The organism is Pseudomonas sp. NPDC096950 (genome assembly GCF_044762525.1).
Classification (GTDB): Bacteria; Pseudomonadota; Gammaproteobacteria; order Pseudomonadales; family Pseudomonadaceae; genus Aquipseudomonas.
In genome coordinates this window covers 184,833-210,522 of sequence record NZ_JBIWEL010000002.1, presented here as the reverse complement: position 1 = coordinate 210,522, position 25,690 = coordinate 184,833, and the positions used below count along the sequence as shown (strand labels likewise).

26 protein-coding genes are annotated in these 25,690 nt (G+C 60.2%); 12 read left to right on the top strand and 14 right to left on the bottom strand.

All coding sequences use genetic code 11. The annotated features are described in order from the left end of the window. The 3 genes from ACIQY3_RS05430 to dapA all read right to left on the bottom strand — a co-directional run. Window positions 1-720 (bottom strand): MBL fold metallo-hydrolase (locus ACIQY3_RS05430; protein WP_403017884.1); only part of this gene is annotated, 720 nt, incomplete at its 3' end. Window positions 721-726: 6 nt separating this feature from the next. Further along, window positions 727-1,842 (bottom strand): outer membrane protein assembly factor BamC, encoded by a 1,116-nt coding sequence (gene bamC / locus ACIQY3_RS05425; RefSeq protein ID WP_403017883.1) that lies wholly within the window; start codon window positions 1,840-1,842, stop codon window positions 727-729. A 17-nt stretch (window positions 1,843-1,859) separates the two neighbouring features. Beyond that, window positions 1,860-2,738, bottom strand: a complete 879-nt coding sequence (dapA, locus tag ACIQY3_RS05420; protein ID WP_403017882.1) for a 4-hydroxy-tetrahydrodipicolinate synthase — start codon at window positions 2,736-2,738, stop codon at window positions 1,860-1,862. Window positions 2,739-3,066: 328 nt separating this feature from the next. On the opposite strand from dapA, the gene ACIQY3_RS05415 reads away from it, so the two are divergent. Together ACIQY3_RS05415 and ACIQY3_RS05410 are read left to right on the top strand one after the other, a co-directional pair. Next, window positions 3,067-3,627: a glycine cleavage system protein R gene (locus ACIQY3_RS05415; protein ID WP_054046705.1), complete on the top strand. Its 561-nt coding sequence runs from the start codon at window positions 3,067-3,069 to the stop codon at window positions 3,625-3,627. Between the two features lie 10 nt (window positions 3,628-3,637). Further along, window positions 3,638-4,111, top strand: a complete 474-nt coding sequence (locus ACIQY3_RS05410; RefSeq protein ID WP_403017881.1) for a peroxiredoxin — start codon at window positions 3,638-3,640, stop codon at window positions 4,109-4,111. Between the two features lie 138 nt (window positions 4,112-4,249). Here the strand turns inward: ACIQY3_RS05410 and ACIQY3_RS05405 are convergent, their stop codons facing one another. Then, complete coding sequence (locus ACIQY3_RS05405) at window positions 4,250-5,320, bottom strand: AI-2E family transporter (RefSeq protein ID WP_163908934.1); 1,071 nt, start codon at window positions 5,318-5,320, stop codon at window positions 4,250-4,252. Window positions 5,321-5,351: 31 nt separating this feature from the next. Next, the gene (locus ACIQY3_RS05400) at window positions 5,352-5,591 is read right to left on the bottom strand and encodes a sulfurtransferase TusA family protein (RefSeq protein ID WP_403017880.1); all 240 of its coding nucleotides are present in this window, start codon (window positions 5,589-5,591) and stop codon (window positions 5,352-5,354) included. Window positions 5,592-5,689: 98 nt separating this feature from the next. Here ACIQY3_RS05400 and ACIQY3_RS05395 point away from each other — a divergent pair, with 98 nt between their 5' ends. Continuing rightward, a complete protein-coding gene (locus ACIQY3_RS05395; protein ID WP_403017879.1) occupies window positions 5,690-7,123 on the top strand; it encodes a M48 family metalloprotease in 1,434 nt (477 codons plus the stop codon). Window positions 7,124-7,195: 72 nt separating this feature from the next. Here ACIQY3_RS05395 and ACIQY3_RS05390 read toward each other — a convergent pair whose 3' ends face one another. From ACIQY3_RS05390 to rpoE, 4 genes are all read right to left on the bottom strand, one after another. Then, on the bottom strand, window positions 7,196-8,620 hold the full coding sequence (locus tag ACIQY3_RS05390) for a DegQ family serine endoprotease (protein ID WP_403017878.1): 1,425 nt from the start codon (window positions 8,618-8,620) through the stop codon (window positions 7,196-7,198). Between the two features lie 246 nt (window positions 8,621-8,866). Then, entirely contained in the window at window positions 8,867-9,826 is a 960-nt protein-coding gene (locus ACIQY3_RS05385) for a MucB/RseB C-terminal domain-containing protein (RefSeq protein ID WP_403017877.1), read from the bottom strand. An 8-nt stretch (window positions 9,827-9,834) separates the two neighbouring features. Continuing rightward, entirely contained in the window at window positions 9,835-10,422 is a 588-nt protein-coding gene (locus ACIQY3_RS05380; RefSeq protein WP_123507596.1) for a sigma-E factor negative regulatory protein, read from the bottom strand. Between the two features lie 30 nt (window positions 10,423-10,452). Beyond that, window positions 10,453-11,034 (bottom strand): RNA polymerase sigma factor RpoE, encoded by a 582-nt coding sequence (gene rpoE, locus ACIQY3_RS05375; RefSeq protein WP_007944079.1) that lies wholly within the window; start codon window positions 11,032-11,034, stop codon window positions 10,453-10,455. Window positions 11,035-11,593: 559 nt separating this feature from the next. Between rpoE and nadB the strand changes: the two genes are divergently transcribed. After that, a complete protein-coding gene (gene nadB / locus ACIQY3_RS05370; protein ID WP_403017876.1) occupies window positions 11,594-13,210 on the top strand; it encodes an L-aspartate oxidase in 1,617 nt (538 codons plus the stop codon). On the opposite strand, the gene ACIQY3_RS05365 is transcribed toward nadB, so the two are convergent. Together ACIQY3_RS05365 and ACIQY3_RS05360 are read right to left on the bottom strand one after the other, a co-directional pair. Next, window positions 13,179-13,631, bottom strand: coding sequence for a protein YgfX (locus ACIQY3_RS05365; RefSeq protein ID WP_403017875.1), 453 nt, complete (start codon window positions 13,629-13,631; stop codon window positions 13,179-13,181). The two genes, nadB and ACIQY3_RS05365, sit on opposite strands and share 32 nt — an antisense overlap. Continuing rightward, entirely contained in the window at window positions 13,615-13,869 is a 255-nt protein-coding gene (locus ACIQY3_RS05360) for a succinate dehydrogenase assembly factor 2 (RefSeq protein WP_007944081.1), read from the bottom strand. Before ACIQY3_RS05360 ends, ACIQY3_RS05365 begins: the two co-directional genes overlap by 17 nt. A gap of 148 nt (window positions 13,870-14,017) precedes the next feature. Here ACIQY3_RS05360 and ACIQY3_RS05355 point away from each other — a divergent pair, with 148 nt between their 5' ends. Further along, a complete protein-coding gene (locus ACIQY3_RS05355; protein ID WP_403017874.1) occupies window positions 14,018-14,959 on the top strand; it encodes a YgfZ/GcvT domain-containing protein in 942 nt (313 codons plus the stop codon). Between the two features lie 36 nt (window positions 14,960-14,995). Further along, window positions 14,996-15,817, top strand: coding sequence for an HDOD domain-containing protein (locus ACIQY3_RS05350; protein WP_403017873.1), 822 nt, complete (start codon window positions 14,996-14,998; stop codon window positions 15,815-15,817). 131 nt (window positions 15,818-15,948) lie between these two features. On the opposite strand, the gene ACIQY3_RS05345 is transcribed toward ACIQY3_RS05350, so the two are convergent. Further along, window positions 15,949-17,337 carry a sensor histidine kinase gene (locus tag ACIQY3_RS05345; RefSeq protein ID WP_403017872.1) on the bottom strand — a complete coding sequence of 463 codons (1,389 nt, stop codon included), beginning with the start codon at window positions 17,335-17,337 and terminating at the stop codon, window positions 15,949-15,951. Next, entirely contained in the window at window positions 17,330-18,001 is a 672-nt protein-coding gene (locus ACIQY3_RS05340; protein WP_123406211.1) for a response regulator, read from the bottom strand. Before ACIQY3_RS05340 ends, ACIQY3_RS05345 begins: the two co-directional genes overlap by 8 nt. 235 nt (window positions 18,002-18,236) lie before the next feature. Here ACIQY3_RS05340 and ACIQY3_RS05335 point away from each other — a divergent pair, with 235 nt between their 5' ends. The 5 genes from ACIQY3_RS05335 (at window position 18,237) to ACIQY3_RS05315 (ending at window position 23,641) form a co-directional block, all read left to right on the top strand. Then, window positions 18,237-19,529 carry an OprD family porin gene (locus ACIQY3_RS05335; protein ID WP_403017871.1) on the top strand — a complete coding sequence of 431 codons (1,293 nt, stop codon included), beginning with the start codon at window positions 18,237-18,239 and terminating at the stop codon, window positions 19,527-19,529. Window positions 19,530-19,605: 76 nt separating this feature from the next. Next, window positions 19,606-20,583, top strand: coding sequence for a Bug family tripartite tricarboxylate transporter substrate binding protein (locus tag ACIQY3_RS05330; RefSeq protein ID WP_403017870.1), 978 nt, complete (start codon window positions 19,606-19,608; stop codon window positions 20,581-20,583). 59 nt (window positions 20,584-20,642) lie between these two features. Next, window positions 20,643-21,101, top strand: a complete 459-nt coding sequence (locus ACIQY3_RS05325; protein WP_403017869.1) for a tripartite tricarboxylate transporter TctB family protein — start codon at window positions 20,643-20,645, stop codon at window positions 21,099-21,101. A 1-nt stretch (window position 21,102) separates the two neighbouring features. After that, window positions 21,103-22,617, top strand: coding sequence for a tripartite tricarboxylate transporter permease (locus ACIQY3_RS05320; RefSeq protein ID WP_403017868.1), 1,515 nt, complete (start codon window positions 21,103-21,105; stop codon window positions 22,615-22,617). Continuing rightward, entirely contained in the window at window positions 22,610-23,641 is a 1,032-nt protein-coding gene (locus ACIQY3_RS05315; RefSeq protein ID WP_403017867.1) for an AbrB family transcriptional regulator, read from the top strand. The genes ACIQY3_RS05320 and ACIQY3_RS05315 overlap by 8 nt, the downstream gene beginning before the upstream one ends. A gap of 111 nt (window positions 23,642-23,752) precedes the next feature. On the opposite strand, the gene ung is transcribed toward ACIQY3_RS05315, so the two are convergent. Then, a complete protein-coding gene (ung, locus tag ACIQY3_RS05310) occupies window positions 23,753-24,445 on the bottom strand; it encodes a uracil-DNA glycosylase (RefSeq protein ID WP_403017866.1) in 693 nt (230 codons plus the stop codon). A 132-nt stretch (window positions 24,446-24,577) separates the two neighbouring features. Here ung and ACIQY3_RS05305 point away from each other — a divergent pair, with 132 nt between their 5' ends. Beyond that, window positions 24,578-25,690, top strand: coding sequence for an enoyl-CoA hydratase/isomerase family protein (locus ACIQY3_RS05305; protein ID WP_403017865.1), 1,113 nt, complete (start codon window positions 24,578-24,580; stop codon window positions 25,688-25,690).

Here is a 25,690-nt window from a genome sequence, read left to right as displayed (position 1 = left end):
GGACAGTTGCAGCCAGTCCGGGTCGCACCCGAGGGTGTCGACTAAACATTGCCGGGCCAGCTGCGGCAGGTTGTTCTTGCTGCTCAGATGGGCCAGGACCAAGTGTTGCAGGCCTTGCCAGCCCAACTCAGACACCAGGAATGCCGCCTGGTGGTTGTTCAAATGTCCCAGTTCACCGCCCACCCGCTGCTTCAGGAAGTACGGGTAGTGACCGCGAGCCAGCATGTCACGGCAATGGTTGGACTCGATCATCAACGCATCGAGGTCCCGATAGCCGTCCAGCACCTTGTTGCAATACGAGCCCAGGTCGGTCAACAGGCCGAAGCGCCGTTCGCCGTCATTGAACACGTACTGGGTCGGTTCCTGCGCATCGTGGGCCACGGCAATGACTTCGATGTTCAGGGCGCCGATTTGCAATTGCTCGCCGCCGGCCAGGAAGCCCGCGGGTTCGATCGGTTTGCGCATCCCGCGCAGGGTGCCGCGACTGAGGTAGACAGGCAGATTGTAACGCCGAGACAGCAAACCCACGCCATGCACGTGGTCGGCATGTTCGTGGGTCACGAGTATCGCGCTCAGTTGCGCCGGGTTCACACCCAGGCGCAACAGGCGTTTTTCGGTTTCCCGCAGGGAGAAACCACAATCCACCAGCACATACGTATCAGCGCTGGCGATCAGCGTGCCGTTCCCTTGGCTACCGCTGCCGAGAACGGCAAAACGCATGTGATATCAGCCCAGGTTGTCCTGAATCACGCTCAACACTTTACGCGCCACTTCTGCCGGCGCCACGGTGTTGATGTTTTTCTCGACGGTGACCTGGACGTTCTCGCCCACTTTGCTCAGGCGAACCTGATAACGCTCGGCACGGGCTTCAACTTCTTCCTTGTTCGGCTTGCTGCCGAACAGGCTGCTGAAGAAACCAGGCTTCTCGTCTTTCTTCTCGGCTTTTTCGGCCAGGTTGATGTAGTACAGGCCCAAGCTGCGGTTGATGTCTTCAACGCGCCATTCGCCCTGTTCCAGCGCACGACCAACGCTCGACCAGGCGCGATCCAGGTCAGGACCTACGTTCAGGACCGGGTTGCCGCTGCCGTCTTCGCTCAGGCTGACACGATTCGGCGTATCGAAATCGCGGGACGCCAGCATGGAGACCGAACCACCCTTCTCTGCCGTGCGGCTCATGCTCGCGAGCAAGTCATCCACCAGTGCAGCGTCCAGGCCAGTGTTGACCGAACGGTTGGTGAAATCGACGTTGGCGGTGCTGCCCGAAGGACGCTGGGCGCTGACCACGTAGATTTCACTGGTGTTGCGCTGCACGCCTGGCTCGATGCGGACCCGCACGCGGGTTTCGCTGTCGGCGCTGACGCCGGCCGCGCTCAGGCGCTTGGCCATGGCCGCGGACAGTTCGTCGGAATGCTGCCAGGTAGTGGTGAATTCGCCGGTTTGCGGGCGTTGTTCATCCAGGCGGAAACCGTTGTCCTGGAAGAACTGCACCGCCACTGGCCAGACTTCGGCCGGTGGGTGCTGGCCCATGACCCAGCTCGAATCACCGCTTTTCTGCAGGGTGTAGTCGCTGGCGTCAGCAATCGCCGACAGCGGCTGCGGACGCGGCACGATGTATTCGCCCTTGGCGGTGTCATCGGCAACGTTACGCGGGATCGGCAACAGCGGATCCAGACGTTTGGCGGTGCTGACATTCGGTGGCAGTTGCATCGGTGCAGTCTGTTGCGCTTCCAGGTAATCGCTACCACGGTCACGGAAGTAACCTTCCGGGCCCCAGATCCATCCGCAGCCACTGGTGCTGGAGATAATCAAGGCAAGTGCGGAAAGTCCGGCCATTCGCTTCATGCGTTGTACTTCCTCAATTAAACCAGGACGCCGGACTGGCGCATGGCCTGCCGCAGCGGTTCGTGACAGGCAGTGCTGAGCCAGGTGAGCGGCAGACGGATACCGTCCGGCATCAAGCCCATTTCATGCAGCGCCCATTTCACGGGGATAGGGTTGGATTCGATAAACAGGGTTTTATTGAGCGGCATCAGCTTTTCGTGGAGGGCCCGAGCAGTCACGGCGTCGCCCTTGAGCGCGGCGTTGCACAGGTCGGCCATGTCACGCGGGGCGACGTTGGCGGTCACCGAGATGTTGCCTTTGCCGCCCAGCAGGATCAGCTCTACAGCGGTGGCATCGTCACCGGAGATCACCAGGAAGTCTTTGCTGACACCGTCGATGATCGCCTTGGCACGGCCCAGGTCGCCGGTGGCTTCCTTGATGCCGATGATGTTTTTAACAGTCGACAGGCGGATCACGGTGTCGGCCAGCATGTCGCACGCGGTGCGGCCAGGCACGTTGTAAAGGATCTGCGGGATATCGACGGCTTCGGCGATGGCCTTGAAGTGCTGGTACAAGCCTTCCTGGGTCGGCTTGTTGTAGTACGGCGTGACCAGCAGGCAAGCGTCGGCGCCAGCGCTCTTGGCGTTGGTGGTCAACTCGATGGCTTCGCGCGTCGAGTTCGCACCGGTGCCGGCGATGACCGGGATGCGCCCTGCAACCTGCTTGACCACGTAGCGAATCACTTCGATGTGCTCGTTCACGTCTAGCGTGGCCGATTCACCTGTAGTACCGACCGCCACGATGGCGTGGGTGCCGTTTTGCAGGTGAAAGTCCACCAGTTTGCTCAGGCTGTCCCAATCGAGACGACCTTGTGCATCCATGGGTGTGACCAGTGCCACCATACTGCCCGCAATCATGCAACCGCTCCTGCCGGAAAAAGAGAGCCGTAATGGTACTGGCGCCAAGATGCTTGTACAAGCGAAGTACTGCGCTGCTGCCATTCCCCTTGGCGCTGCTTTTCGCTACCCTTCAGACTTTGATCGGTACTGATAAGCTCGTACGCCGGGTTCCAGCCTCCATTTTCGGCATCACAAGCCCCGATCCAGCGTTGCCACCCCTCGCTCCCGCCACTCTGGAGCACGTTGCAACCTTCGGCTCGGGTTTTCTGAATTCGTCTGCGCAGGGTCGCCCCCGGTAAAAAAAGCACATAGAAGTATCGACCGCTCATCGCTTTAGGAATGCTGCATGTCCACCCCCACAGTTCGCGAACAATTCCTTGTCATCAGTGCCCTCGGCGCCAACCCCATGGAGCTGACTAACGTCCTGTGCCGCGCCAGCCATGAAAACCGCTGCGCCGTGGTCACCTCTCGCCTGACCCGTCATGGCGAGTGCAGTGCCCTGATCCTCGAGATCTCCGGCAGCTGGGACGCCCTGGCCCGCCTGGAAGGCAGCCTGCCTATCCTCGCCAAGAAGCACGCCTTCACGGTCAACGTAGTGCGCAGCGCAGCCCTGGAGAACCGCCCACAAGCCTTGCCATACGTCGCTTATGTCAGCTCGGCCTATCGCTCGGACATCATCAACGAGTTGTGTCAGTTCTTCATGGACCACAACGTCGAGCTGGAAAACCTGACCTGCGACACGTACCAGGCACCACAAACCGGCGGCACCATGCTCAACGCCACGTTTACCGTGACGCTGCCGGCCGGCGTGCAAATCAGCTGGCTGCGCGATCAGTTCCTGGATTTCGCCGACGCGCTGAACCTGGACGCCCTGATTGAACCGTGGCGCCCACAAAACCCAATGTAAGGAAGCTTTCATGGCCGTTGCTATCGACCAACCGGTTACCGACTTCGAAGCACCCGCCACCAGCGGGCAGACCGTCAGCCTCGCGAGCCTCAAAGGCAAGCAGGTGGTGATTTACTTCTACCCGAAGGACAGCACGCCGGGCTGCACCACCCAGGGCCAGGGCTTTCGCGATCAGCTGGAGGCTTTTAAAGCCGCCAACACCGAAGTCTTCGGCGTGTCCCGGGACAGCCTGAAATCCCACGAAAACTTCAAGGCCAAGCAGGCGTTCACCTTCGAGCTGATCAGCGACAAGGAAGAAGCGCTGTGCCAGCTATTTGATGTGATCAAGCTGAAAAAGCTCTACGGCAAGGAATACATGGGCGTTGATCGCAGCACCTTCCTGATCGACAAGAACGGTGTGTTGCGTCAGGAATGGCGCGGCGTGAAGGTGCCGGGGCATGTGGATGCGGTGTTGGCAGCGGCTCAGGGGCTGAACAAGGCCTGATTTTATAGGGCGTCTATTCGGACGCCTTCGCGAGCAAGCCCGCTCCCACATCAGTTTTGTGTTCGCCACAGATCGAATGTGGGAGCGGGCTTGTTCGCGCAGAGGCCCTTGAGCTCACTGAAAAACCAGAGCTGACAGTTAAAGCAGCGGCGCCACCACCGGCTCCTTGCGCGGCCACGCATCCAGCACAGCCTTGAACAGCGTCGCCAGGGGAATCGCAAAGAACACCCCCCAGAAGCCCCACAACCCGCCAAACAACAACACCGCACAGATGATCGCCACCGGGTGCAGGTTGACCGCTTCCGAGAACAGCAGCGGCACCAGCACGTTGCCGTCCAGTGTTTGAATGATCCCGTAGACCGCCATCAGGTAGATGAACTGATCACTCCAGCCCCACTGGAACAATGCAATCAGCATCACCGGTACGGTCACCACCACGGCGCCGACGTAAGGCACCACCACCGACACGCCCACCAGCAACGCCAACAGTGCCGCGTAGTTGAGCCCCAGCACCACGAAACCGATGTAGGTCACGCCACCGCAGATGAAAATCTCGATGACCTTGCCGCGAATGTAGTTGGCGATCTGCCGGTTCATTTCATGGGCGACGCGAGTAATCAGCGCCCGTTCACGGGGCAGATAGCCGCGCACCCACTGCCCGATCATTTCCCGGTCCTTCAGGAAGAAGAACACCAGGATCGGCACCAATACCAGGTAGATCATGATGTTGACCAGCAGCGGCAGGCTCGACAACGAGAACGTCAGCGCCCACTGACCGAACTTGCCGATCTCGCCCCGGGCCACTTCGATGGCTTGCAGCACCTGCTCGTCGGACACCAGATGCGGGTAGCGCTCGGGCAACAGCAAGAGCAGCGACTGCCATTTAGCGAGCATGCCGGGCAACTCGTTGAACAACGTGATCAATTGATGCCAGAGCAACGGCACCACGACCACGATGAACACTAGCAACACGCCCATGAACAGCGCAAACACCAGCCCCACGGCCACGCCACCGGGCACGCGCAGGCGTTCGAGGGTGACGACCAGCCCCTGCATCAGATACGCCAGCACCATCCCAGCCAGCACCGGCGCGAGCATGCCGCCCAAGGTGAGCACCGCGGTAAACCCCAGGAACAGCAGCACCGCCAGCACCACGGCTTCTTCATCGGAGAAGTAGCGCTGAATCCAGTCGCGTAACACTTTGAACATCAATAATCCTTAGTAACGAACGCAGCCGGTTTCAGGCTTTTTTCAACCAATAGCGGTAGACACCCGCCTCGTCTTCTTCAAGCAGCAGCGTATGACCGGCCAATCGGGCAAAGGTGCGAAAGTCGCGCTGGGAGCCCGCATCCGTGGCGATCACCTTGAGCACCGCGCCGCTGGTCATCCGGTTGAGCTCCAGCTTGGCCTTGAGCAATGGCAACGGACAATTCAGGCCACTGGCGTCCAGTTCAACGTCATGGGCTACAGCATCGGTCATTGCATCACTCCGGATCAGGTGGTTGAGCGGCCTAGAATATCTGGTCCGAAGCCCACTGTCCGGCTACAGTAAGGTCTTTGTCGACTAAGGCTTTGTGCATGACTTTTTTGCGCCCTACCCTGCTGACGCTCGCTTGCCTGCTCGCCTCACCAGGCTTCGCCGACGACCTGCCGTCACTCGGTGATGCCAGTTCTGCCATCGTCTCCCCGCAACAGGAATACCAGTTGGGCCGCGCGTGGCTGGCGATGTTGCGCAGCCAGGTCCAGCAGTTGAGCGACCCTCAGCTCAAGGATTATGTCGAATCCAGCGTCTACAAACTGGTCGAGACCAGCCAGGTGACGGACCGGCGCCTGGAATTCATCCTGATCAACAGCCCCGAGCTGAACGCCTTTGCCGCGCCGGGCGGGATCGTCGGGGTCAACGGCGGTTTGTTCCTCAATGCGCAGACCGAGGGCGAATACGCTTCGGTACTCGCTCACGAATTGGCTCACTTGTCGCAACGCCACTTCGCCCGTGGCGTTGAAGCCTCGCAACGCATGCAGGTGCCGATGATGGCAGCCCTGCTCGCCGGGATCGTGATTGCCGCCGCCGGTGCCGGCGATGCCGGGATCGCCACCATTGCCGGTACGCAGGCCGCCGCGATTCAGGAACAACGGCGCTTCTCGCGCCAGAACGAACAGGAAGCCGACCGGATCGGCATCATCAATCTGGAAAAGGCCGGTTACGATCCGCGCTCGATGCCGAACATGTTCGAGCGCCTGATGCGCCAGTACCGCTTCGACGCCAAGCCGCCGGAATTCCTGCTGACTCACCCGGTCACCGAATCGCGGATCGCCGACACCCGCAACCGCGCCGAACAAGCCAAACAGGGTGGCATCGAAGACAGCATGCGTTATCAGCTGATTCGTGCGCGGGTGCAGCTGATTTATGAAGAAACCCCAGGACTGGGCGCCAAACGCTTCCGTGCCCAGCTCGATGAAAACCCGAAAAACGATGTCGCCCGTTACGGCTTGGCCATCGCCCAGATCAAGGGTGGTCAACTGAACGAAGCCCGGGAAAATCTCAAGCAACTGCTGGCCACGGCGCCGAACGAGATTATCTACAACCTGGCCCAGGTCGATCTGGACATCACCAATAATCGCTTGCCGGATGCCCAGACTCGGGTCGATCGACTGCTTACCCAGTATCCGGGCAACTACCCCCTGAACCAGGTGCGCGTCGATTTATTGCTGAAGCAGAACCGCACGGCCGACGCGGAAAAAGCCCTGGAAAACCTGCTCAAGTCGCGTCCAGACGATCCGGACGTCTGGTACATGGTGGCGGAAACTCGCGGGCTGTCGGGCAACATCATCGGTTTGCATCAGGCGCGCGCCGAATACTTCGCGCTGGTGGGCGACTACCGCCAGGCCATCCAGCAGCTGGACTTCGCCAAGCGCAAGGCTGGCGGCAACTTCCCATTGTCTTCGCGGATCGATGCGCGGCAACGGGAGCTGATGGAACAGGAACGGATGATCAAAGACATGATGGGCTGATTCTTCTTACAAAATCCGGACATAAAAAAACCGCCTCTTTCGAGGCGGTTTTTTATTCAGCCAACAACCGGTTTATTCAGCCAGTTTGAAGGTGATGAAGCTGGCGCGATTTTGACGCAGAACCCGCATCGACACCGAACGATTCTTCGGCAGCGCCTTGGCGATTTCGGTGAACTCCTTGGTGGAGCCGATCGCCTGGTTGTTCAAGTGCGTAATCACATCGCCGGGCTGCAAGCCTATCAACGAAGCAGGACCGTCCTGAACATCCTTGATCACCACACCGCCCTTGAGGTCGTAGGTTTTTTTCTGTTCATCGGTCAACTCGGTGACAGAAACGCCCAAGCGGTTGCTGCTGCCCTCGACACCGGCTTTCGGCGCGGCGTCCAGCTCCTTGCCTTCTTCCGGGATAGCGCCGACGGTCAGCTCGACATTCTTGCGCTTGCCCTCGCGGATCACTTCAAGATTGGCCTTGGAGCCTGCCTTGAGCGCGCCGACCAGATGCGGCAGATCAGCAGACATGACGATCGGTTGACCATTCATGCTCAGGATCACGTCACCCACCTGCAGGCCACCCTTGGCTGCCGGGCCGTCATCCTGGATCTGAGCCACCAGCGCACCGGCCGGTTTCTCTAGGCCGAACGATTCGGCCAGATCCTTGTTCACTTCCTGGATCACCACGCCCAACCAGCCACGGCTGACTTTGCCACCGCTTTTCAGCTGATTGGATACGTCCATCGCGACATCGATAGGGATCGCGAACGACACGCCCATGAAGCCGCCGGAACGGGTGTAGATCTGCGAGTTGATCCCGACCACTTCACCGTTCAGGTTGAACAGCGGACCACCGGAGTTACCCGGGTTGATCGGCACGTCGGTCTGGATGAAGGGAACATAGTTTTCGTTCGGCAGGCTGCGACCAATGGCGCTGACAATGCCTTGGGTCACGGTGTGGTCAAAGCCGAACGGCGAACCGATGGCAACGACCCATTGGCCGGCCTTCAGGTCCTGGGATTTGCCGAGTTTCAGAACCGGCAGGTCCTTGCCTTCGATTTTCAGCAGCGCCACGTCAGAACGCGGGTCGGTGCCGATCAGCTTGGCTTTCAACTCACTGCGGTCGGCCAGGCGGACGAGAATTTCGTCGGCGTCGGCAATGACGTGGTTGTTGGTCAGGATGTAGCCATCAGGCGAGATGATGAAGCCCGACCCCAGGGACTGGGCTTCGCGCTGACGATCGCCACGGGGCGAACGCGGTTGCGGCATGCCGCGCTCGAAGAACTCGCGCAGCGCTGGCGGCAAGCCTTCAAGATCCGGCATTTGGCCCGATACTTTGCGATCCGGCAGTTTTTGCGTGGTACTGATGTTCACCACCGCTGGCGAGGCCTGTTCGACCAATTGCGTGAAGTCAGGCAATTCGGCCGCTTGAGCAGGGACCGCCTGACCAAGCACTAGCACGGTGGCAAAAATGGAAAGATAAGTCTTCAAGCGTGGTATCGACATACGGCTCCCGTTACGACGAGCATGGTTAAGCGATATGGAGCAAGGAACACCGGGAACGATACGCCGGTATTTTTGTTCCGGGAACAACAAACAAGGCCAGAGCCGAGAGGCTCTGACCTATAGAAAAATTCAGGGGTATTTGCAAATGAAAATGCTCACCAAACATTTCGACATCTCAATGGCGGGATAGGCATTGCTGACCTCTCGCACAATCAAATCGCCGATCCATGAGCATCACGTTTCAGCTCACTGTTTGGCCGTAGCAGCATTGGTGCGCATGGACAGCGCAATCCGTTCAGCGGTACCGATCGGGATTTCACCGACCACGGTGACCATCATCTCGCCTTGAGGCGTGGTCAAGCGCCGGGAAACGGCAACGGTTGGGCCCAGCTGGGTACGCGTATCGGTGACGGTAGCGCCATTCAACGGCTCGAGAAATACCGAGAAGCGGGCCAGGCCATCGTCGTACATGAGGCTGCTGACTTGGGTTTTGGTCTCAGGGTCTTTGCGCGAGGAGCTGCTACTGAGTTCGAAACCTGGCGGCAGCCAGTCCGAATGCCAGGCCTCAGCGGTTTTGATAGCAGTAGCCTTGTCAGTGTTTACGGTGAGCGCCTTGCAGTCAGGACCTGCCTGCAAATCACTGTCCGACGGGACTTCAGCGGTATCCAGCTGCGTGAACTGGAAGCGCTCGAGCAACTGGCCTTTGTCATTGAGCAACAATGACTTCAAGGGCAAACCGGTTTCCTTGTCCAGATGTAGCTCGAAACCGTAACGATGCTGATCTCGTGGCGTCAGTGACACAATCACTGCCGCACGCCCAGCCACACGCGACTTGCCGATGACGGCAAGGTCGTACCAATTCTTGAGCTTTTGTGGATCGAGTGCACGAGCAGCAGAGTTGGGAGAGTCCCCCAGCCCTGCGATCAGGGTGCCGCTGACGCATTGAGTATGTCCATCAATGCGCACGACTTCCTGTGCCGAGCCGTCGAGCTGGAGTAAACGCTCGCGGACTTTGCCATCCTGGACGCGGTGCCAGATGTTATGGGTAGAAAAACTACCGTTTCGCTCGTAAACAAAAGTACCGTGAAAGCTTTGCTGTTGCTCGGCCTGACCCAGACGTGTCAACCAGTCCTGGGCTTCGTCGGCGTGGGCTGGAACAACGAACCAGCCACCGAGCAGAAGCGTAAGTAGAGGTATGGCGCGCATGATCCTCCTTAGCGGTTTTCCAGGCTTGCTGCACGAGCGTAAGGCAGAGCGCTTTCAGTGCCTTTCAATGCAGCCTGTTGAGCATGTTGGCGCAAGTAGCTTGGCAGACGCTGATCGTGCCAGCCCGGCTGACCTTGCAAAACGCCGTTGGCCATAGGGCCAGTGGCTTCCGAACTCTCACTATAGCCTGCCAATACAGCCGGACCCTTGACCTGAGGAACGGCCAGAGTGGACTGCGTGGATTGCTGAGCCAGTTCGACGCCAGCAATTTCGTCCTGGTTGTACAGACGAACACCCGCCAGTACAGCGACGGTTACCGAAGCAGCGACGGCCAGACGACCCAGGCTGCGCCATGGACCGCGAGATGCCTTGGCCGGGACGGCTTCATCTTCCAGCGCAGCAGAGACTGCCGCAGCGATGTCCAGACGTGGAAGCAGAAGATCCTTATGCATGACTGCCCGAGCGATCTGGTAACGAGCCCAGGTTTCGCGGGTTTCAACATCGTCAAAGGCATTCAGTACCCGACGCAATTCCAGCTCGTCCGCTTCGTTATCCATCACTGCGGACAGCGATTCCTGCAGGGCTTCACGACTCATGGCGTTCCTCTCTTGGCTGTCGCCGCTGTCTCAGTTTTCCTGCAACAACGGCTGCAGGGCTTTATCGATGGCTTCCCGAGCCCGGAAAATCCGGGAGCGCACGGTACCCACCGGGCATTGCATGACGGCTGCAATGTCCTCGTAACTCAGACCATCGAATTCACGTAAAGTTAAGGCCGTACGCAAATCTTCTGGAAGTTGCTGGATGGTTCGATGGACGGTGCCTTCGATCTCATCCCGCAGCAATGCGCGTTCTGGCGACTCGAGATCCTTGAGGCCATGATCGCCGTCGTAGAACTCTGCGTCTTCGGAACTGACATCACTATCCGGCGGCCGACGGCCGCGTGAAACCAGATAGTTTTTCGCCGTGTTAATGGCGATGCGGTAAAGCCACGTGTAAAACGCGCTGTCTCCGCGGAAATTACCAAGTGCACGGTACGCCTTGATAAAGGCTTCCTGTGCGACATCCTGGGCTTCATGGGTGTCGTGCACGAAACGCACGATCAACCCGAGAATTTTGTGCTGATATTTCAGCACTAGCAGATCGAAAGCTCGCTTGTCGCCGCGTTGAACGCGCTCGACCAGCTGCTGATCCTCTTCCTGGGTTAGCATGAACACTCCTCGATAAGCTCGAAGGAGGCTTGCATAACTAAACGACCAGACTTGCAAACATAGACTCGGGCTTTTCGCAAAAGTTCTCCCCCTCCAAGCAAGTTTCCTGCGGGCTCTGATTTGGCACGCACGAAAAGCGCAGCTCGGGTTAACCCGGCTGCGCGAATAATCTTGTCATCGGATTCGCCGGCAAGGACCCCAACCACAGATCCCGCTCCGAAGCCGACACTGTCCCTTGATTCAGGCAACCAGCTATTGATCTTGGGCCTTTGGCAAAAGTTCCAAATATTTATAGCCGGGTGCAACCGACATTGTGCAACCGTGGAGCGAAAAAGACTGTTAAATCCACGATACAGTCGTCTTGTCGCCGAAGCGGCGAAAAAAACATCCGACGAAGCGTTCGGTCTTTTTCGTCACAGTAGTCTCACAATGCCATGTAGGCCCGGCTATTGTGCCGCTCCCCCCCTCTATATACTAGTGGGCTGTGTGGCTGCCTGACTCGCCGATCCAGGTGTCTTGCGCCAACCCCGACCCGGGTCGCTTTGAGCGGAATCCTGAAATGAGCCAACAGTTTCAACATGATGTCCTGGTGATTGGCAGCGGTGCTGCCGGTTTGAGCCTTGCGTTGACCTTGCCCGGTCACCTGCGCATCGCTGTATTGAGCAAAGGCGACCTCGCCAATGGCTCGACGTTCTGGGCCCAGGGTGGTGTCGCCGCCGTGCTGGATGACACCGATACCGTTGAGTCCCACGTCGATGACACCCTCAATGCTGGCGGTGGCCTGTGCCATGAAGACGCCGTGCGATTCACCGTCGAGCACAGTAAAGAAGCCATCCAGTGGCTGATCGACCAAGGCGTCCCGTTCACGCGAGATGAACAGTCCGGCACCGAAGACGGTGGTTTCGAGTTCCACCTGACCCGCGAAGGCGGCCACAGCCATCGGCGCATCATCCATGCCGCCGATGCCACCGGCGCAGCGATCTTCAGGACTTTGCTCGATCAGGCCAAGAAGCGCCCGAACATCGAACTGCTGGAACAACGGGTAGCGGTTGATCTGATCACCGAAAAGCGTCTCGGCCTGGAAGGCGATCGCTGCCTCGGCGCCTACGTGCTCAATCGCGCCAGCGGCGAAGTCGACACCTATGGCGCACGCTTCGTGATCCTAGCGTCCGGCGGTGCCGCCAAGGTCTACCTCTATACCAGCAACCCCGACGGCGCCTGCGGTGATGGCATTGCCATGGCCTGGCGTTCGGGCTGCCGGGTGGCGAACCTGGAATTCAACCAGTTTCACCCCACTTGCCTGTATCACCCGCAGGCCAAGAGTTTCCTGATTACCGAAGCCCTGCGCGGCGAAGGTGCGCACCTGAAGCTGCCCAACGGCGAGCGCTTCATGCAACGTTTCGACCCGCGAGCCGAACTGGCGCCACGGGACATCGTCGCCCGGGCCATCGACCACGAGATGAAGCGCCTGGGTGTCGACTGCGTCTACCTGGACATCAGTCACAAGCCCGAAGCGTTCATCAAGACTCACTTCCCGACGGTGTACGAACGCTGCCTGGAATTCTCCATCGACATCACCAAGCAACCAATCCCGGTGGTTCCGGCGGCGCACTACACCTGCGGCGGCGTGATGGTCGATCAACAGGGCCGCACCGATGTGCCGGGCCTGTACGCCATTGGCGAAACCAGTTTCACCGGCCTGCACGGCGCCAACCGCATGGCCAGTAACTCGCTATTGGAATGCTTTGTCTACGCACGTTCGGCGGCAGCGGACATTCTCCAGCAGTTGCCCCAGGTGTCGATCCCCATCGCCCTGCCCGTCTGGGATGCGAGCCAGGTGACCGACTCCGACGAAGACGTGATCATTGCGCACAACTGGGATGAACTGCGGCGATTCATGTGGGACTACGTCGGCATCGTGCGCACCAACAAGCGCCTGCAACGGGCCCAGCATCGGGTTCGCCTGTTGCTGGACGAAATCGATGAGTTCTACAGCAACTATAAAGTCAGCCGGGACTTGATCGAGTTGCGCAACCTGGCCCAAGTAGCCGAACTGATGATCCAGTCCGCGATGGAGCGCAAGGAAAGTCGCGGCCTGCATTACACCCTCGACTACCCGAATATGTTGCCAGAAGCCCTGGACACTATTCTGGTGCCGCCCACCTACGTCGACTGAACTTCAGCCGTACCCGCAGGCGTCGGTGCAGATCCGCCGCTTGCGAATCCCGGGGCACGCAGATTGTGCTGACCCGCCGCTCGCCTCGCCGACGAAACCGCAGCATCACGACCAACGGTAGCACCAGGCTGTCCGGTCGCAGTTGCACTGGTTGCCAACCCTGGGCCTGATTCCACAACTGCCAGCCATCGGCATCGCGGCGCAAACCGCGAATTGCCTGGGGATGCGTCAACAAAATCTGCCGCGGAATCACCCAAAAGCCATGAACCGCGCACAGCAAAACGCCGAGCAGACTGGCCCAGGCCGGTAGAGAAAGAAGAAACAACGAACCCAGCGCGAACAGCTGGGCCAGACCGTATGCCGCCAGCAGCAGCCGTGAGGCCTGCCAGCGGCATTCGAACGCATTACTTGGGCTGGACACGATCCAGGATCATGCGAACCATGCGCTGAAGCTCCGGATCTTCCGATTCGGCGCGCTCCATGAACCAGCCAAACATGTCCTGATCTTCGCATTCGAGCAGTTTGCGGTAGCAGTCGCGGTCGACATCATTGAGGTGCGGATAGACCTCTTTCACGAACGGCACCAGCAACACGTCAAGCTCAAGCATGCCGCGGCGGCTGTGCCAGTAGAGGCGATTCAGTTCAACATCTTCGACCATGGAGCGCTCCTCAAATAGGCGGCAAGTATACAGCCCAAAGCTTGAGCGAACAGTCGGCTTTGGTCGGGCCTCCTGTCCTTTTGTGAACTACCCATTTCATGGGCGCCCCCTTATGATGTCCTCCAGACTCTTTACCCTGCGATGACCCATGGCCGATTCTGCTTTTTTCTGCACCCTGTCACACGAAGGCGTTCTCGCGGTTCGCGGCGCGGATGCCGGCAAATTCCTGCAAGGCCAACTGACCTGCAACCTCAATTACCTGAGCGACACCCAGGCCAGCCTCGGCGCCCGCTGCACCCAGAAGGGCCGGATGCAGTCGAGTTTCCGCATTCTGCTGCAAGGCGACGGCGTGCTCCTGGCCATGGCCAGCGAACTGCTGGAGCCGCAACTGGCGGACCTGAAAAAGTACGCAGTATTCTCGAAATCCAAACTGACCGATGAAAGCGCCGCCTGGGTTCGCTTCGGCCTCGACCATGGCGATGCGGCACTGAGCAGCCTCGGTCTGGAGTTGCCGACCGATACCGACAGCGTTGCGCGCAACGAAGGCTTGATCGCCATTCGCGTTTCACCTGAGCGCGCCGAACTGTGGGTCGCCGTTGAACAGGCCGACGCCATCAAGGGCAAGCTCTCCGCCCTGCTGGCCGAAGGCGAGCTGAATCAATGGCTGCTGGGCCAGGTCCGCGCAGGGATCGGCCAGGTCATGCCGAGCACCCGCGAGCTGTTCATCCCGCAGATGCTCAACCTGCAAGCCGTCGGTGGCGTGAGTTTCAAGAAGGGCTGCTACACCGGCCAGGAAATCGTCGCGCGGATGCAATACCTGGGCAAACTCAAGCGTCGTTTGTATCGCTTGAAGCTGGACGGCAGTGAATTGCCGGAGCCCGGCACCCAGCTGTTTGCCCCAAGCCACAACAGTTCGATCGGCGAAGTGGTGATCGCCGCGCGCGACGCGCAAAACATTGAACTCCTGGCCGTGCTGCAAGCCGAAGCAGCAGAGACCGGTGACATCCACCTGGCGGCGCTCGAAGGCCCTGCCCTGCACTTGCTCGACCTGCCTTACGCCCTGGATCGCGATAAAGAAATCCAGCGCTGACCGCAGTATTTTTATGCAAGACCCTAGAGAACAGAAATGAGTGAGCTGGCGGATAAGGTCCAACAGGATTTGGTTGAGGCCATCGATAACGATGACCTGGTTCTGCCAACATTACCGGAAGTGGCCCTGCAGATTCGCAAGGCCGCTGAAGATCCGGAAATCAGCGTTAGCACCCTGAGCAAAGTGATCGGTCGCGACACCGCGTTGTCGGCGCGCCTGATCAAAGTGGTCAACAGCCCGTTGCTGCGGGCGACCCAGGAAGTCACCGACCTGCACACCGCCATCACCCGGTTGGGCGTGAACTACAGCAGTAACCTGGCCATTGGTCTCGTGATGGAGCAGATTTTCCACGCCCGCTCCGAGGTGGTGGAACACAAAATGCGCGACGTATGGCGCAAAAGCCTGGAAATCGCCGGCATCAGCTACGCGCTGTGCCGCAGCTACACCCAACTCAAACCCGATCAGGCGGCGCTGGGCGGACTGGTGCATCAGATTGGTGTGTTGCCGATCCTGACCTACGCCGAAGATCACTATGAGCTGCTCTCGGACCCGGTCAGCCTCAACCATGTGATCGACCGCATTCATCCGCTGCTGGGCGACAAACTGCTCAGCGTCTGGGAGTTTCCGGAAATGCTGGTGAAGTTGCCGGGGCTGTACCTGGATTTCAAGCGTGATTCCGAACGGGTCGATTATGTCGACGTGGTGCAGGTCGCGAGCCTGTATTGCCACAAGGACACCGACCATCCGCTGGCGCGTATCGATGCGTTCAATGTGCCGGCGTTCAAGAAGTTGGGGATTGATCCCGAGAACGAAGCGATGTGCAGGGATCTGGAAGAGTCGCGGTCGATGTTTTATTGATTGAGACCGAGCTGCCCCACTCGCGAGCAAGCCCGCTCTAACATTGGATTTCCAGCGATCACAGACTTTGTGTACGACAGAGATAACCTGTGGGAGCGGGCTTGCTCGCGAAGAGGCCATCACAAACACCCTCACTCCCCCGCAATAAAACTCACCCGCACCTTCAACCCCGCCCGCTCCCCGTCATGCAAACTGATCTGCGCCAGGTGCGCACGGCAAATCTCCCCGACAATCGCCAACCCCAAGCCTGACCCCGCCACCTGCTGATTGCGTCGATAAAAACGCTCGAACACCCGATCGCGCTCTTCCAGGGGAATCCCCGGCCCATCGTCCTCGACCTCCAGAACGGCAGGCGCTGTTACTCGCAGGATCACATTGCCTCCCGGCGGCGTGTGGGCCAGGGCGTTGTCCACCAGATTGCTCAGCAATTCGTTCAACAGCGTCGGCTCGCCGCGCAGCCACACCGGCTCCTCTGCCTCCAGCGCCAGCGCCACGCCGCGCGCGTGGGCCAACGGCGCCATGGCCATGCCCAATTCACGGGCCAACTGGCTCAGGTCCAGCAATTGCGCGCCGCCCTCGGCAATTGCCCGGGCGCCGTTTTCGACCCGGGCCAGGGACAGCAACTGATTGGCCAGGTGCGTCAGGCGATCCGTGCCCTGGGCGGCAGTTTCCAGGGTGCTGCGCCAGGTTTGCGGCTCGCTGGCGCGCAGGCCCAATTCCAGCCGCGCCTTGAGCGCCGCCAGCGGTGTGCGTAATTCATGAGCGGCATCGGCGATGAACTGCGCCTGACGCTCAAACTGTCCGCGCAGTCGCTCGGTAAAGTGATTGAGCGCCCGCACCAACGGCCACAACTCCCGCTGCACCTCCACCAGCGGCAAAGGACGCAAGTCATCCGATTGCCGTTCCTCCACCGCCGTGCGCAAACGCTCCAGCGGCCGCAGCGCCGCACTCACCGCAAACCAGACCAACAGCAACGCGCCAATCGCCAACATGCCCAGTCGCAGCAACGTATCCGCCGCCAGGCTGCGCGCCATGCTGACCCGCGCCTCATCGGTTTCCGCGACACGGATTTCCGCCATGCCATTCATGTTCGGCTCGCTCACTGGCTTGAGCAGGCTCACCACGCGCACGTTCTGCCCGCGATAAACGGCGTTGTAGAAACGCGCCAGCGCCGGATAGTCATCGGTGCGCGGCGTCCCCGGTGGCGGTGGCGGCAGGTTTTCGTAACCGGAGATCAGGTTCTGGTGGATGTCGTTGACCAGATAAAAGATGCGCCCGGCGCTGTCGTAGGCAAAGGTGTCGAGCGCCACGTAAGGCACGTCGGCGCTGAGGGTGCCGTCGCGCTGGGACACCCCGGCAGCGATGGTCCGCGCCGAGGCCAGCAAGGTGCGGTCATAAGCGGTGTCGGCAGCTTCTCGACCGTTCCAGTACGCGCTCAAACCACTGGCCAACATCAACACCACCAGCAACAACGCCAGGTTCCACAGCAACCGCCAACGCAGGCTGCTGGGCTTATGCATCACGGCTTTCCAGCAAATAGCCGAGGCCGCGGAAGGTCACGATCGCCACCGGTTGGCCGTCGAGTTTCTTGCGCAAGCGGTGGACGTAGATTTCGATGGCGTCGGGGCTGGCCTCTTCATCCAGGCCAAACACTTGGGAAGCGAGTTGCTCCTTGCTCATCACCCGACCGGGACGGGCGATCAACGCCTCAAGTACGGCCTGCTCGCGAGACGTCAGGGTCAGCAATTCTTCGCCGAGGGTGAAGCGCCGGGTGTCCAGGTCATAGGCCAGCACACCGCAGGTCTGCTGACGTTCACCGCCCAACACACTGCGGCGCAGCAAGGCTTTGACCCGGGCTTCGAGTTCAGTCAGTTCAAACGGTTTGGCCAGGTAATCGTCGGCGCCCAGATTGAGGCCGTGGACCCGGTCCTTGACGTCGCTGCGGGCGGTCAGCATCAACACCGGCAGGTTCTTGCCTCGGGCCCGCAGGCGCGCCAGCACTTCGAAACCATCCATGCGCGGCAGGCCGACGTCGAGGATCGCCATGGCGTATTCCTCACTGCTCAAGGCCAGGTCGGCCGCCACGCCGTCGTGCAAAACATCCACGGTCAACCCGGTGCTCTTGAGCGCCTGGGCGACACTTTCGGCGAGCTGCAGATGGTCTTCGACGAGCAGGACACGCATGGATACTTACCTCGTTCAGGGATGGTCGACGCCATTCTTTGGCGCGGAGTTTACAGCCGCATCCGCCGCTGTGAAGCCTGAAAACCGTGAAAGTCAGCTGAAAGGTTAGCGAAAGGTTGGCCCGTTAGAGTCCAGCCACGGACTGTTTCGACTGCCCGTCGCTGATGCCACACAGCGATACGAAAAACGCCACGAAGCGTTTTCGCCAATAAGAACAATAACGGAGTACTTCACGATGCTGTCCATGCAGCTTCAGGCTCGCCCGCCTGTTCGTTTTTCCCGCCTCAGCCAGACCGCCCTTGCCAGTGCCGCCGCCTTCGCCGGCTTTTCGCCGTTGAGCCAGGCTGCCTTCTTCGAAGACAGTACGGCAACCCTCGAAACCCGCAACATGTATTTCAACCGCGACTTTCGCGACGGCACCAATGCCCAGCAGTCCAAGCGTGACGAGTGGGCCCAGGGTTTCCTGCTCAATCTGCAATCGGGCTACACCGACGGCACCGTGGGGTTCGGTGTCGATGCGCTGGGCATGCTGGGGGTCAAGCTCGATTCGAGTCCCGACCGCACCGGCACCGGCCTGTTGCCGACCCACGATGACGGCCGCGCCGCTGACGAGTACTCCAAGCTCGGTCTGACCGGCAAAGTGAAAATCTCCGCCACAGAACTGAAAATCGGCAGCCTGATTCCGGAACTGCCGATCCTCAAGCCCAACGACGGGCGCATCCTGCCGCAGACGTTCGAAGGTGGCTTGCTGACCTCCAAAGAGATCAAGAACCTGACCTTCACCGGTGGCCGACTGGAGAAAGCCAAGGACCGCGACAGCACGGATTTCGAGGACATTGCCCTCAACAACAAGAACAGCCGTTTTTCCGGTACGGCCGCCGGCAAGCATTTCGACTTTGGCGGCGTGGACTACAAGTTCACTGACAAAATCACCGGCAGCTACCACTTCGCGCAACTCGATGAAGTCTATAACCAGCACTTCCTCGGCGTGGTCGCCTCGCAACCGTTCGGCCCGGGCACCTTCGGCACCGACTTGCGACTGGCCATCAGTGATGACCAGGGCGCGGCCCGTGGCGGCGAGATCGACAACAAATCCCTCAACGGCCTGGTGAGCTACGCCTTGAGCGGGCACAAATTCAGCGCCGGTTATCAGCACATGTCCGGCGACAGTGCGTTCCCGTATGTCGATGGCGCCGACCCGTACCTGGTCAACTTTGTGCAGATCAACGACTTTGCCGGCGCCGAGGAACATTCCTGGCAGGCACGCTACGACTTCGACTTCGCCAAACTCGGCATCCCCGGCCTGAGTTTCATGAGCCGTTACTTGAGCGGCGACAACATCAAGCTCAAGAACGGCGACGAAGGCAAAGAGTGGGAACGCAATACCGAGATCAAATATGTAGTACAAAGCGGCGCGCTCAAGGATGTCGCCGTGCGTCTGCGTAATGCCACCTACCGTTCCAACTACTCCGCTCGCGATGCCGATGAAGTGCGTCTGCTGGTGAGCTATAGCGTTGCACTTTGGTAATTGATTGAAATGCCGAAACCCAAAACCTTCGGCAGCTCCTACACATCCATACAACAAAAAATCTGTGGAGAACCCAATGAATTTGTCACTGCGTAAGTTTGCTCTCACCGCTAGCGCCCTGCTGTTCGCCGGCCAATTGATGGCCGAGCCCAAGCGCCCGGAATGCATCGCCCCGGCCTCCCCCGGCGGCGGTTTCGACCTGACCTGCAAACTGGCGCAAAGCGCGCTGGTGAACGAAAAGCTGCTGACCAAACCGATGCGCGTGACCTACATGCCCGGCGGTGTCGGCGCGGTGGCGTACAACGCGGTAGTCGCCCAGCGCCCGGCCGATGCCGGCACGTTGGTCGCTTGGTCCAGCGGCTCGCTGCTGAACCTGGCCCAAGGCAAGTTCGGGCGTTTCGATGAAACCAACGTGCGGTGGCTGGCAGCGGTCGGCACCAGTTACGGCGCCATCGCAGTGAAAAGCGATTCGCCCTACAAGACCCTCGACGATCTCGTTCAAGCGCTGAAGAAAGATCCGAGCAAAGTGGTGATCGGTTCCGGCGGCACCGTCGGCAGCCAGGACTGGATGCAAACCGCGCTGATCGCCAAGGCTGCCGGGATCAACCCGCGTGACCTGCGTTACGTGGCCCTCGAAGGCGGCGGTGAAATCGCCACCGCTCTGCTCGGCGGCCACATCCAGGTCGGCAGCACGGATATTTCCGACTCCATGCCGCACATCCAGAGTGGCGACATGCGCCTGTTGGCGGTGTTCTCCGAGAAGCGTCTGGACGAGCCGGAAATGAAGGACATCCCGACCGCCAAGGAGCAAGGCTACGACATCGTCTGGCCGGTGGTTCGCGGCTTTTACCTCGGGCCAAAAGTCAGCGACGAAGACTACGCCTGGTGGAAAGACGCCTTCGACAAACTGTTGGCCTCCGACGAGTTCGCCAAGCTGCGCGATCAGCGTGAACTGTTCCCGTTCGCCATGACCGGCCCGGAGCTGGACACCTACGTGAAGAAGCAAGTCGCGGACTACAAAGTGCTGGCCAAAGAGTTCGGCCTGATCCAGTGATCGTCTCTGTCTAGCGGCTGCGGTCTCGCTTGCGCGGGGTCGCGGCCCAGGAGTTCCTCATGCTCTTACAACGCATTTTTGCTTCGGTGCTGCTGGCGGTCTGTATCGGCCTGGCGCTGATGGCGTGGCCGTACCAAGCGGCTTTTTCCTACGAACCCGTGGGGCCTCGGGCCTTTCCGCTGTTGATGCTCGGGCTGATGGGCCTGGGTTTGCTGTATATGCTGTTTCGCCCGACACCGATCGTGCACAGCGATGACGACCCGAAACTCGACCGCGAAACCCTGAACAAAATTGGCATCTGCGTCGTCTTGCTGCTGATCTTCGCCGGGTTGTTCGAACCGTTGGGCTTCATTCTCAGCAGCATCCTGATCGGCATTCCGATGGCGCGCCTGTACGGCGGTCGCTGGCTGCCGAGCATCGTCGTCACCACGCTGATGAGCATTGGTCTCTACCTGCTGTTCGACAAGTTGATGGACGTGCCGCTGCCCCTGGGCCTGCTCGACGTTCTGGAGAACTGATATGGATACTTTTGGCTATTTGGGCCAGGGTTTCGGCGTCGCGCTGAGCCCGTACAACCTGGTGACCGCGCTCTGCGGCACGCTGATCGGCACCGTCGTCGGCCTGCTGCCGGGCCTGGGTCCGATCAACGGCGTGGCGCTATTGATTCCCATCGCCTTCGCCCTGGGCCTGCCACCGGAATCGGCGCTGATCCTGCTGGCGGCGGTGTACCTGGGTTGCGAATACGGCGGGCGGATCAGCTCGATCCTGCTGAACATCCCCGGCGAAGCCTCCACCGTCATGACCACCCTCGACGGTTACCCGATGGCCCGCAAAGGCCTGGCCGGTGTGGCGTTGTCGCTGTCGGCGTGGAGTTCGTTCATCGGCGCGTTCATCGCCACGTGCGGCATGGTGCTGTTCGCCCCGCTGCTGGCGAAATGGGCGATTGCCTTCGGTCCGGCGGAATATTTCGTGTTGATGGTGTTCGCGATTGTCTGCCTCGGTGGCATGGCCGGTGATCGTCCGTTGAAAACGTTTATTGCGGCGCTGATCGGCCTGTTCCTGTCGAGCGTCGGGATCGATGCCAACAGCGGTGTGTACCGCTTCACCGGGGACAACATCCATTTGACCGACGGCATTCAATTCGTGGTGTTGGTGCTGGGCCTGTTCTCCATCAGCGAAATCCTCCTGCTGCTGGAAAAAACCCATCGCGGCCAGGAAGCGGTGAAAGCCACCGGGCGGATGATGTTCAACTTCAAGGAAGCGTCTTCGGTGTTCGTGGTGAACATCCGTTGCGGCCTGTTGGGCTTCATCATGGGCGTGTTGCCGGGTGCCGGCGCGACCCTCGCCAGCGCCGTGGCCTACATGACCGAGAAACGCATCGCGGGTGCCAAAGGCACCTTCGGCCAAGGCGACATGCGCGGCCTCGCGGCACCGGAAACCGCGATCGGCGCGTCGGCCTGTGGCGCACTGGTGCCGATGCTGACCCTCGGCGTGCCGGGTTCCGGCACCACGGCGGTGATGATCGGCGCCCTGTCGTTGTACAACATCACACCGGGCCCGCTGTTGTTCCAGCAGCAACCGGACATTGTCTGGGGCCTGATCGCCTCGTTGTTCATCGCCAACATCATGCTGGTGATCCTCAACATCCCGATGATCCGCATCTTCACCCGCATCCTCGCCGTGCCGAACTGGGCGCTGGTGCCGGTGATCGCGATCATTACCGGGATCGGCGTCTACGCGGTGCACGCGACTACGTTCGACCTGTTCCTGATGGTGGGCATCGGTATCTTCGGTTACATCCTGCGCAAACTGGACTTCCCGCTGTCGCCGGTGCTGTTGGGCTTCATCCTCGGCGGTTTGATGGAACAGAACCTGCGGCGTGCCCTGTCGATTTCCAACGGTGCACTGGAAATCCTCTGGTCGAGCCCGATCACGTTTGGTGTCTGGGTGCTGACTGCGCTTATGCTGCTGATGCCGATCCTGCGGATCTGGCGTAAACGTTCGGTTGCGAGGCGCGCCATTGCCGATGTCTGATCGTCCCTTCAAAACCTGGTGGGGAACACCGCTGGTCGGCCTGCTCGGTGGTTACCTCGCCAGCCAGGTCGGCTGGCCGCTGCCGTGGATGGTCGGCTCGTTGCTGGCGATCATCCTGGTGCGCTGCCTCACCCCTTGGCAACTCGCGGAAATCCCTGGCGGGCGCAAGTGCGGCCAGTGGATCGTCGGCATCGGTATCGGCCTGCACTTCACCCCGGTGGTGATGGAGCAGGTGTTGAGCCATTTCGGTTTGATCTTCTTCGGTGCACTGGTCACCAGCCTGTCCAGTGTGGTCGGGGTCTGGTTGATGCGGCGTACCGGTGAGGACCGCGCCACGGCGTTCTTCTCCAGCATGCCGGGCGGTTCCGGGGAGATGGTCAACCTCGGCGCCCGCAATGGCGCGGTGCTCAGCCGGGTCGCGGCGGGGCAAAGTCTGCGGGTGCTGGTGGTGGTGCTGTGTGTGCCGGCGGCGTTCAAGTATTTGCTGGGGGACGGCACGCCGATTTCCCATGCCACAGCTGTTGATTGGCGTTTGCTGGCCATTCTATTCCCGGCGGGCGCCCTGCTCGCCTGGGGTTGGCAGCGGTTGCGCCAGCCCAATCCGTGGCTGTTCGGGCCGTTGCTGGTGAGTGCGGCGGTGAGTATCAGTTGGGATTTGCACATCGGTTTGCCCAACGGCGGCAGCCAGATCGGCCAATGGCTGATTGGCAGCGGCTTGGGTTGTCATTTCAATCGACAGTTCTTCCGGCGTGCACCGTCGTTTATGGGACGGACGCTGATCGGCACGGTGCTGACCATGTTGATCGCCACGGCGGCGGCGCTGGGGTTGAGTGCGTTGACTCATCTGGATTTGCGTTCGCTGACATTGGGCATGATGCCCGGCGGGATTGCGGAGATGAGCTTGACGGCGGAGACCCTGCAATTGTCGGTGCCGCTGGTGACCGCGATGCAGGTGATGCGGTTGTTGTTTGTGTTGTTTCTGGCGGAGCCGTTGTTCAAGTATTGGAATCGGGTACCGGAATAAGGCCGAGGCGCCTGCTTCGCGAGCAAGCCCGCTCCCACATTGGATCTTCGGTGTCCATAAGATCAATGTGGGAGCGGGCTTGCTCGCGAAGGGGCCCTGACGGTCAGCGCATCAAACCGGCGGCAACCGCCACTCGATCGGCGTCTCGCCATGCTGTTCCAGAAACTTGTTGGTCCGGCTGAAGTGCCCGCAACCGAGGAAGCCGCGATAAGCGGACAACGGCGACGGGTGCACCGAAGTCAGCACCAGGTGCTTGGTGGCGTCGATGAGTTTCTGTTTGCTCTGGGCATGCGCGCCCCACAGCATGAACACCAGATGCGGCTGATGCGCGCTGACCACCTCGATGATCCGATCAGTAAAGAACTGCCAGCCCTTGTCCTTGTGCGCATTGGCGTTAGCGCGCTCGACGGTCATGGTGGTGTTGATCATCAGCACGCCCTGGTCGGCCCAGCTTTGCAGGTAGCCGTGGCTCGGGATGTCGATGTTCAGATCGCGTTTCAACTCTTTATAGATGTTCACCAGCGACGGCGGCGCCGGCACACCCGGTTGCACCGAGAAGCACAAGCCATGGGCCTGGCCCGGGCCGTGATACGGGTCCTGGCCAAGAATCACGACCTTGACCTTATCCAGCGGCGTCGAGTTGAGCGCGTTGAAAATCATCGGGCCTGGCGGATAGATTTCCTTGCCGGCCGCACGTTCCTGTTGCAGGAATGAACGCAACTCTGCCATGTAGGGCTGGTCGAATTCTGCACGCAGCGCCTCCTTCCAGCTCGGTTCGAGTTTGATACGGTCGTCAGCAGTCATGGTCATACCCGGCAAAAACAATGGGGCGAACCCTAGGAAAGCTGGCTTGACTTGTCAATTGATCTGACGCAGAACCGGCACTTTCCTGCAATGCGATCATACTAAACGCTCAAATTCCCGATCGAGGTCACGATGAATCTGCACTTCGAAGAACTGACCGGCACCGACGGCGCCCGCATCGGCATCGCCAGCCTGGATGCCGAAAAGTCGCTGAATGCCCTCTCCTTGCCGATGATCAACGCCCTGCGCGATCAGATGGACGCCTGGGCCAAGGATCCGCAAATCGTCTGCGTTTTGCTGCGCGGCAACGGCGCCAAGGCCTTTTGCGCCGGTGGCGAAGTGCGCAGCCTGGTGGAAGCCTGTCGCCAACATCCCGGGGAAGTGCCGCCCCTGGCCGCGCAGTTCTTCGCGGCGGAATATCGTCTCGACTTCAAGTTGCACACCTACCCCAAACCGCTGATCTGCTGGGGTCACGGTTACGTACTCGGCGGCGGCATGGGCCTGCTGCAAGGCGCGAGCATCCGCATTGTCACGCCGAGCAGCCGCCTGGCGATGCCGGAGATCAGCATCGGTTTGTACCCGGACGTCGGCGCCAGTTGGTTCCTGTCGCGGCTGCCCGGCAAGCTCGGGTTGTTCCTCGGCCTGACCGGCGCGCACATGAATGCCCGGGATGCGATCGATCTGGATCTGGCCGATCGCTTCCTGCTCGAAGAACAGCAGGAAGAGTTGGTCGAAGGCCTGCTGCAATTGAACTGGCAGGAACAGACCTCAATGCAGCTCAACAGCCTGCTCAAGGCCTTGCAGCAGGAAGCCGTCGCGCAGATGCCCGAAGCGCAATGGCTGCCGCGCCGCCAACAGATCGATGAATTGCTGGATGTCAGCGACGTGCGCTGCGCCTGGAAGGCCATCAGCCATTTGCGCGATTCCACTGATCCGCTGCTCAGCCGCGCCGCAAAGACCATGACCGAAGGCTCGCCCGTGACCGCTCATCTGGTCTGGGAGCAAATCGCCCGGGCCCGGCATCTTTCATTGGCTGAGGTTTTTCAGATGGAGTACACCCTGAGCCTCAACTGCTGCCGCCATCCGGAATTCAGCGAAGGCGTGCGGGCGCGGTTGATCGACAAGGATCAGAAGCCACACTGGCACTGGCCGGACATCAATAACGTGCCAGATGCGGTGGTGGAGGCGCATTTTCATAAGGTGTGGGAAGGTCGGCATCCGTTGGCGGATTTGTCGGATTACTAA

What these genes read in the sequence shown, in the direction of transcription:
- ACIQY3_RS05385 (WP_403017877.1), bottom strand. Translation starts at nt 9,826, where the DNA reads ATGCGCGCCATACCTCTACTTACGCTTCTGCTCGGTGGCTGGTTCGTT.
- ACIQY3_RS05415 (WP_054046705.1), top strand. Translation starts at nt 3,067, where the DNA reads ATGTCCACCCCCACAGTTCGCGAACAATTCCTTGTCATCAGTGCCCTC.
- ACIQY3_RS05355 (WP_403017874.1), top strand. Translation starts at nt 14,018, where the DNA reads ATGGCCGATTCTGCTTTTTTCTGCACCCTGTCACACGAAGGCGTTCTC.
- bamC (WP_403017883.1), bottom strand. Translation starts at nt 1,842, where the DNA reads ATGAAGCGAATGGCCGGACTTTCCGCACTTGCCTTGATTATCTCCAGC.
- ACIQY3_RS05380 (WP_123507596.1), bottom strand. Translation starts at nt 10,422, where the DNA reads ATGAGTCGTGAAGCCCTGCAGGAATCGCTGTCCGCAGTGATGGATAAC.
- ACIQY3_RS05325 (WP_403017869.1), top strand. Translation starts at nt 20,643, where the DNA reads ATGCTCTTACAACGCATTTTTGCTTCGGTGCTGCTGGCGGTCTGTATC.
- ACIQY3_RS05405 (WP_163908934.1), bottom strand. Translation starts at nt 5,320, where the DNA reads ATGTTCAAAGTGTTACGCGACTGGATTCAGCGCTACTTCTCCGATGAA.
- dapA (WP_403017882.1), bottom strand. Translation starts at nt 2,738, where the DNA reads ATGATTGCGGGCAGTATGGTGGCACTGGTCACACCCATGGATGCACAA.
- ACIQY3_RS05320 (WP_403017868.1), top strand. Translation starts at nt 21,103, where the DNA reads ATGGATACTTTTGGCTATTTGGGCCAGGGTTTCGGCGTCGCGCTGAGC.
- ACIQY3_RS05305 (WP_403017865.1), top strand. Translation starts at nt 24,578, where the DNA reads ATGAATCTGCACTTCGAAGAACTGACCGGCACCGACGGCGCCCGCATC.
- ACIQY3_RS05315 (WP_403017867.1), top strand. Translation starts at nt 22,610, where the DNA reads ATGTCTGATCGTCCCTTCAAAACCTGGTGGGGAACACCGCTGGTCGGC.
- ACIQY3_RS05350 (WP_403017873.1), top strand. Translation starts at nt 14,996, where the DNA reads ATGAGTGAGCTGGCGGATAAGGTCCAACAGGATTTGGTTGAGGCCATC.
- ACIQY3_RS05335 (WP_403017871.1), top strand. Translation starts at nt 18,237, where the DNA reads ATGCTGTCCATGCAGCTTCAGGCTCGCCCGCCTGTTCGTTTTTCCCGC.
- ACIQY3_RS05330 (WP_403017870.1), top strand. Translation starts at nt 19,606, where the DNA reads ATGAATTTGTCACTGCGTAAGTTTGCTCTCACCGCTAGCGCCCTGCTG.
- ACIQY3_RS05345 (WP_403017872.1), bottom strand. Translation starts at nt 17,337, where the DNA reads ATGCATAAGCCCAGCAGCCTGCGTTGGCGGTTGCTGTGGAACCTGGCG.
- rpoE (WP_007944079.1), bottom strand. Translation starts at nt 11,034, where the DNA reads ATGCTAACCCAGGAAGAGGATCAGCAGCTGGTCGAGCGCGTTCAACGC.
- ACIQY3_RS05340 (WP_123406211.1), bottom strand. Translation starts at nt 18,001, where the DNA reads ATGCGTGTCCTGCTCGTCGAAGACCATCTGCAGCTCGCCGAAAGTGTC.
- ACIQY3_RS05400 (WP_403017880.1), bottom strand. Translation starts at nt 5,591, where the DNA reads ATGACCGATGCTGTAGCCCATGACGTTGAACTGGACGCCAGTGGCCTG.
- ung (WP_403017866.1), bottom strand. Translation starts at nt 24,445, where the DNA reads ATGACTGCTGACGACCGTATCAAACTCGAACCGAGCTGGAAGGAGGCG.
- nadB (WP_403017876.1), top strand. Translation starts at nt 11,594, where the DNA reads ATGAGCCAACAGTTTCAACATGATGTCCTGGTGATTGGCAGCGGTGCT.
- ACIQY3_RS05360 (WP_007944081.1), bottom strand. Translation starts at nt 13,869, where the DNA reads ATGGTCGAAGATGTTGAACTGAATCGCCTCTACTGGCACAGCCGCCGC.
- ACIQY3_RS05410 (WP_403017881.1), top strand. Translation starts at nt 3,638, where the DNA reads ATGGCCGTTGCTATCGACCAACCGGTTACCGACTTCGAAGCACCCGCC.
- ACIQY3_RS05390 (WP_403017878.1), bottom strand. Translation starts at nt 8,620, where the DNA reads ATGTCGATACCACGCTTGAAGACTTATCTTTCCATTTTTGCCACCGTG.
- ACIQY3_RS05395 (WP_403017879.1), top strand. Translation starts at nt 5,690, where the DNA reads ATGACTTTTTTGCGCCCTACCCTGCTGACGCTCGCTTGCCTGCTCGCC.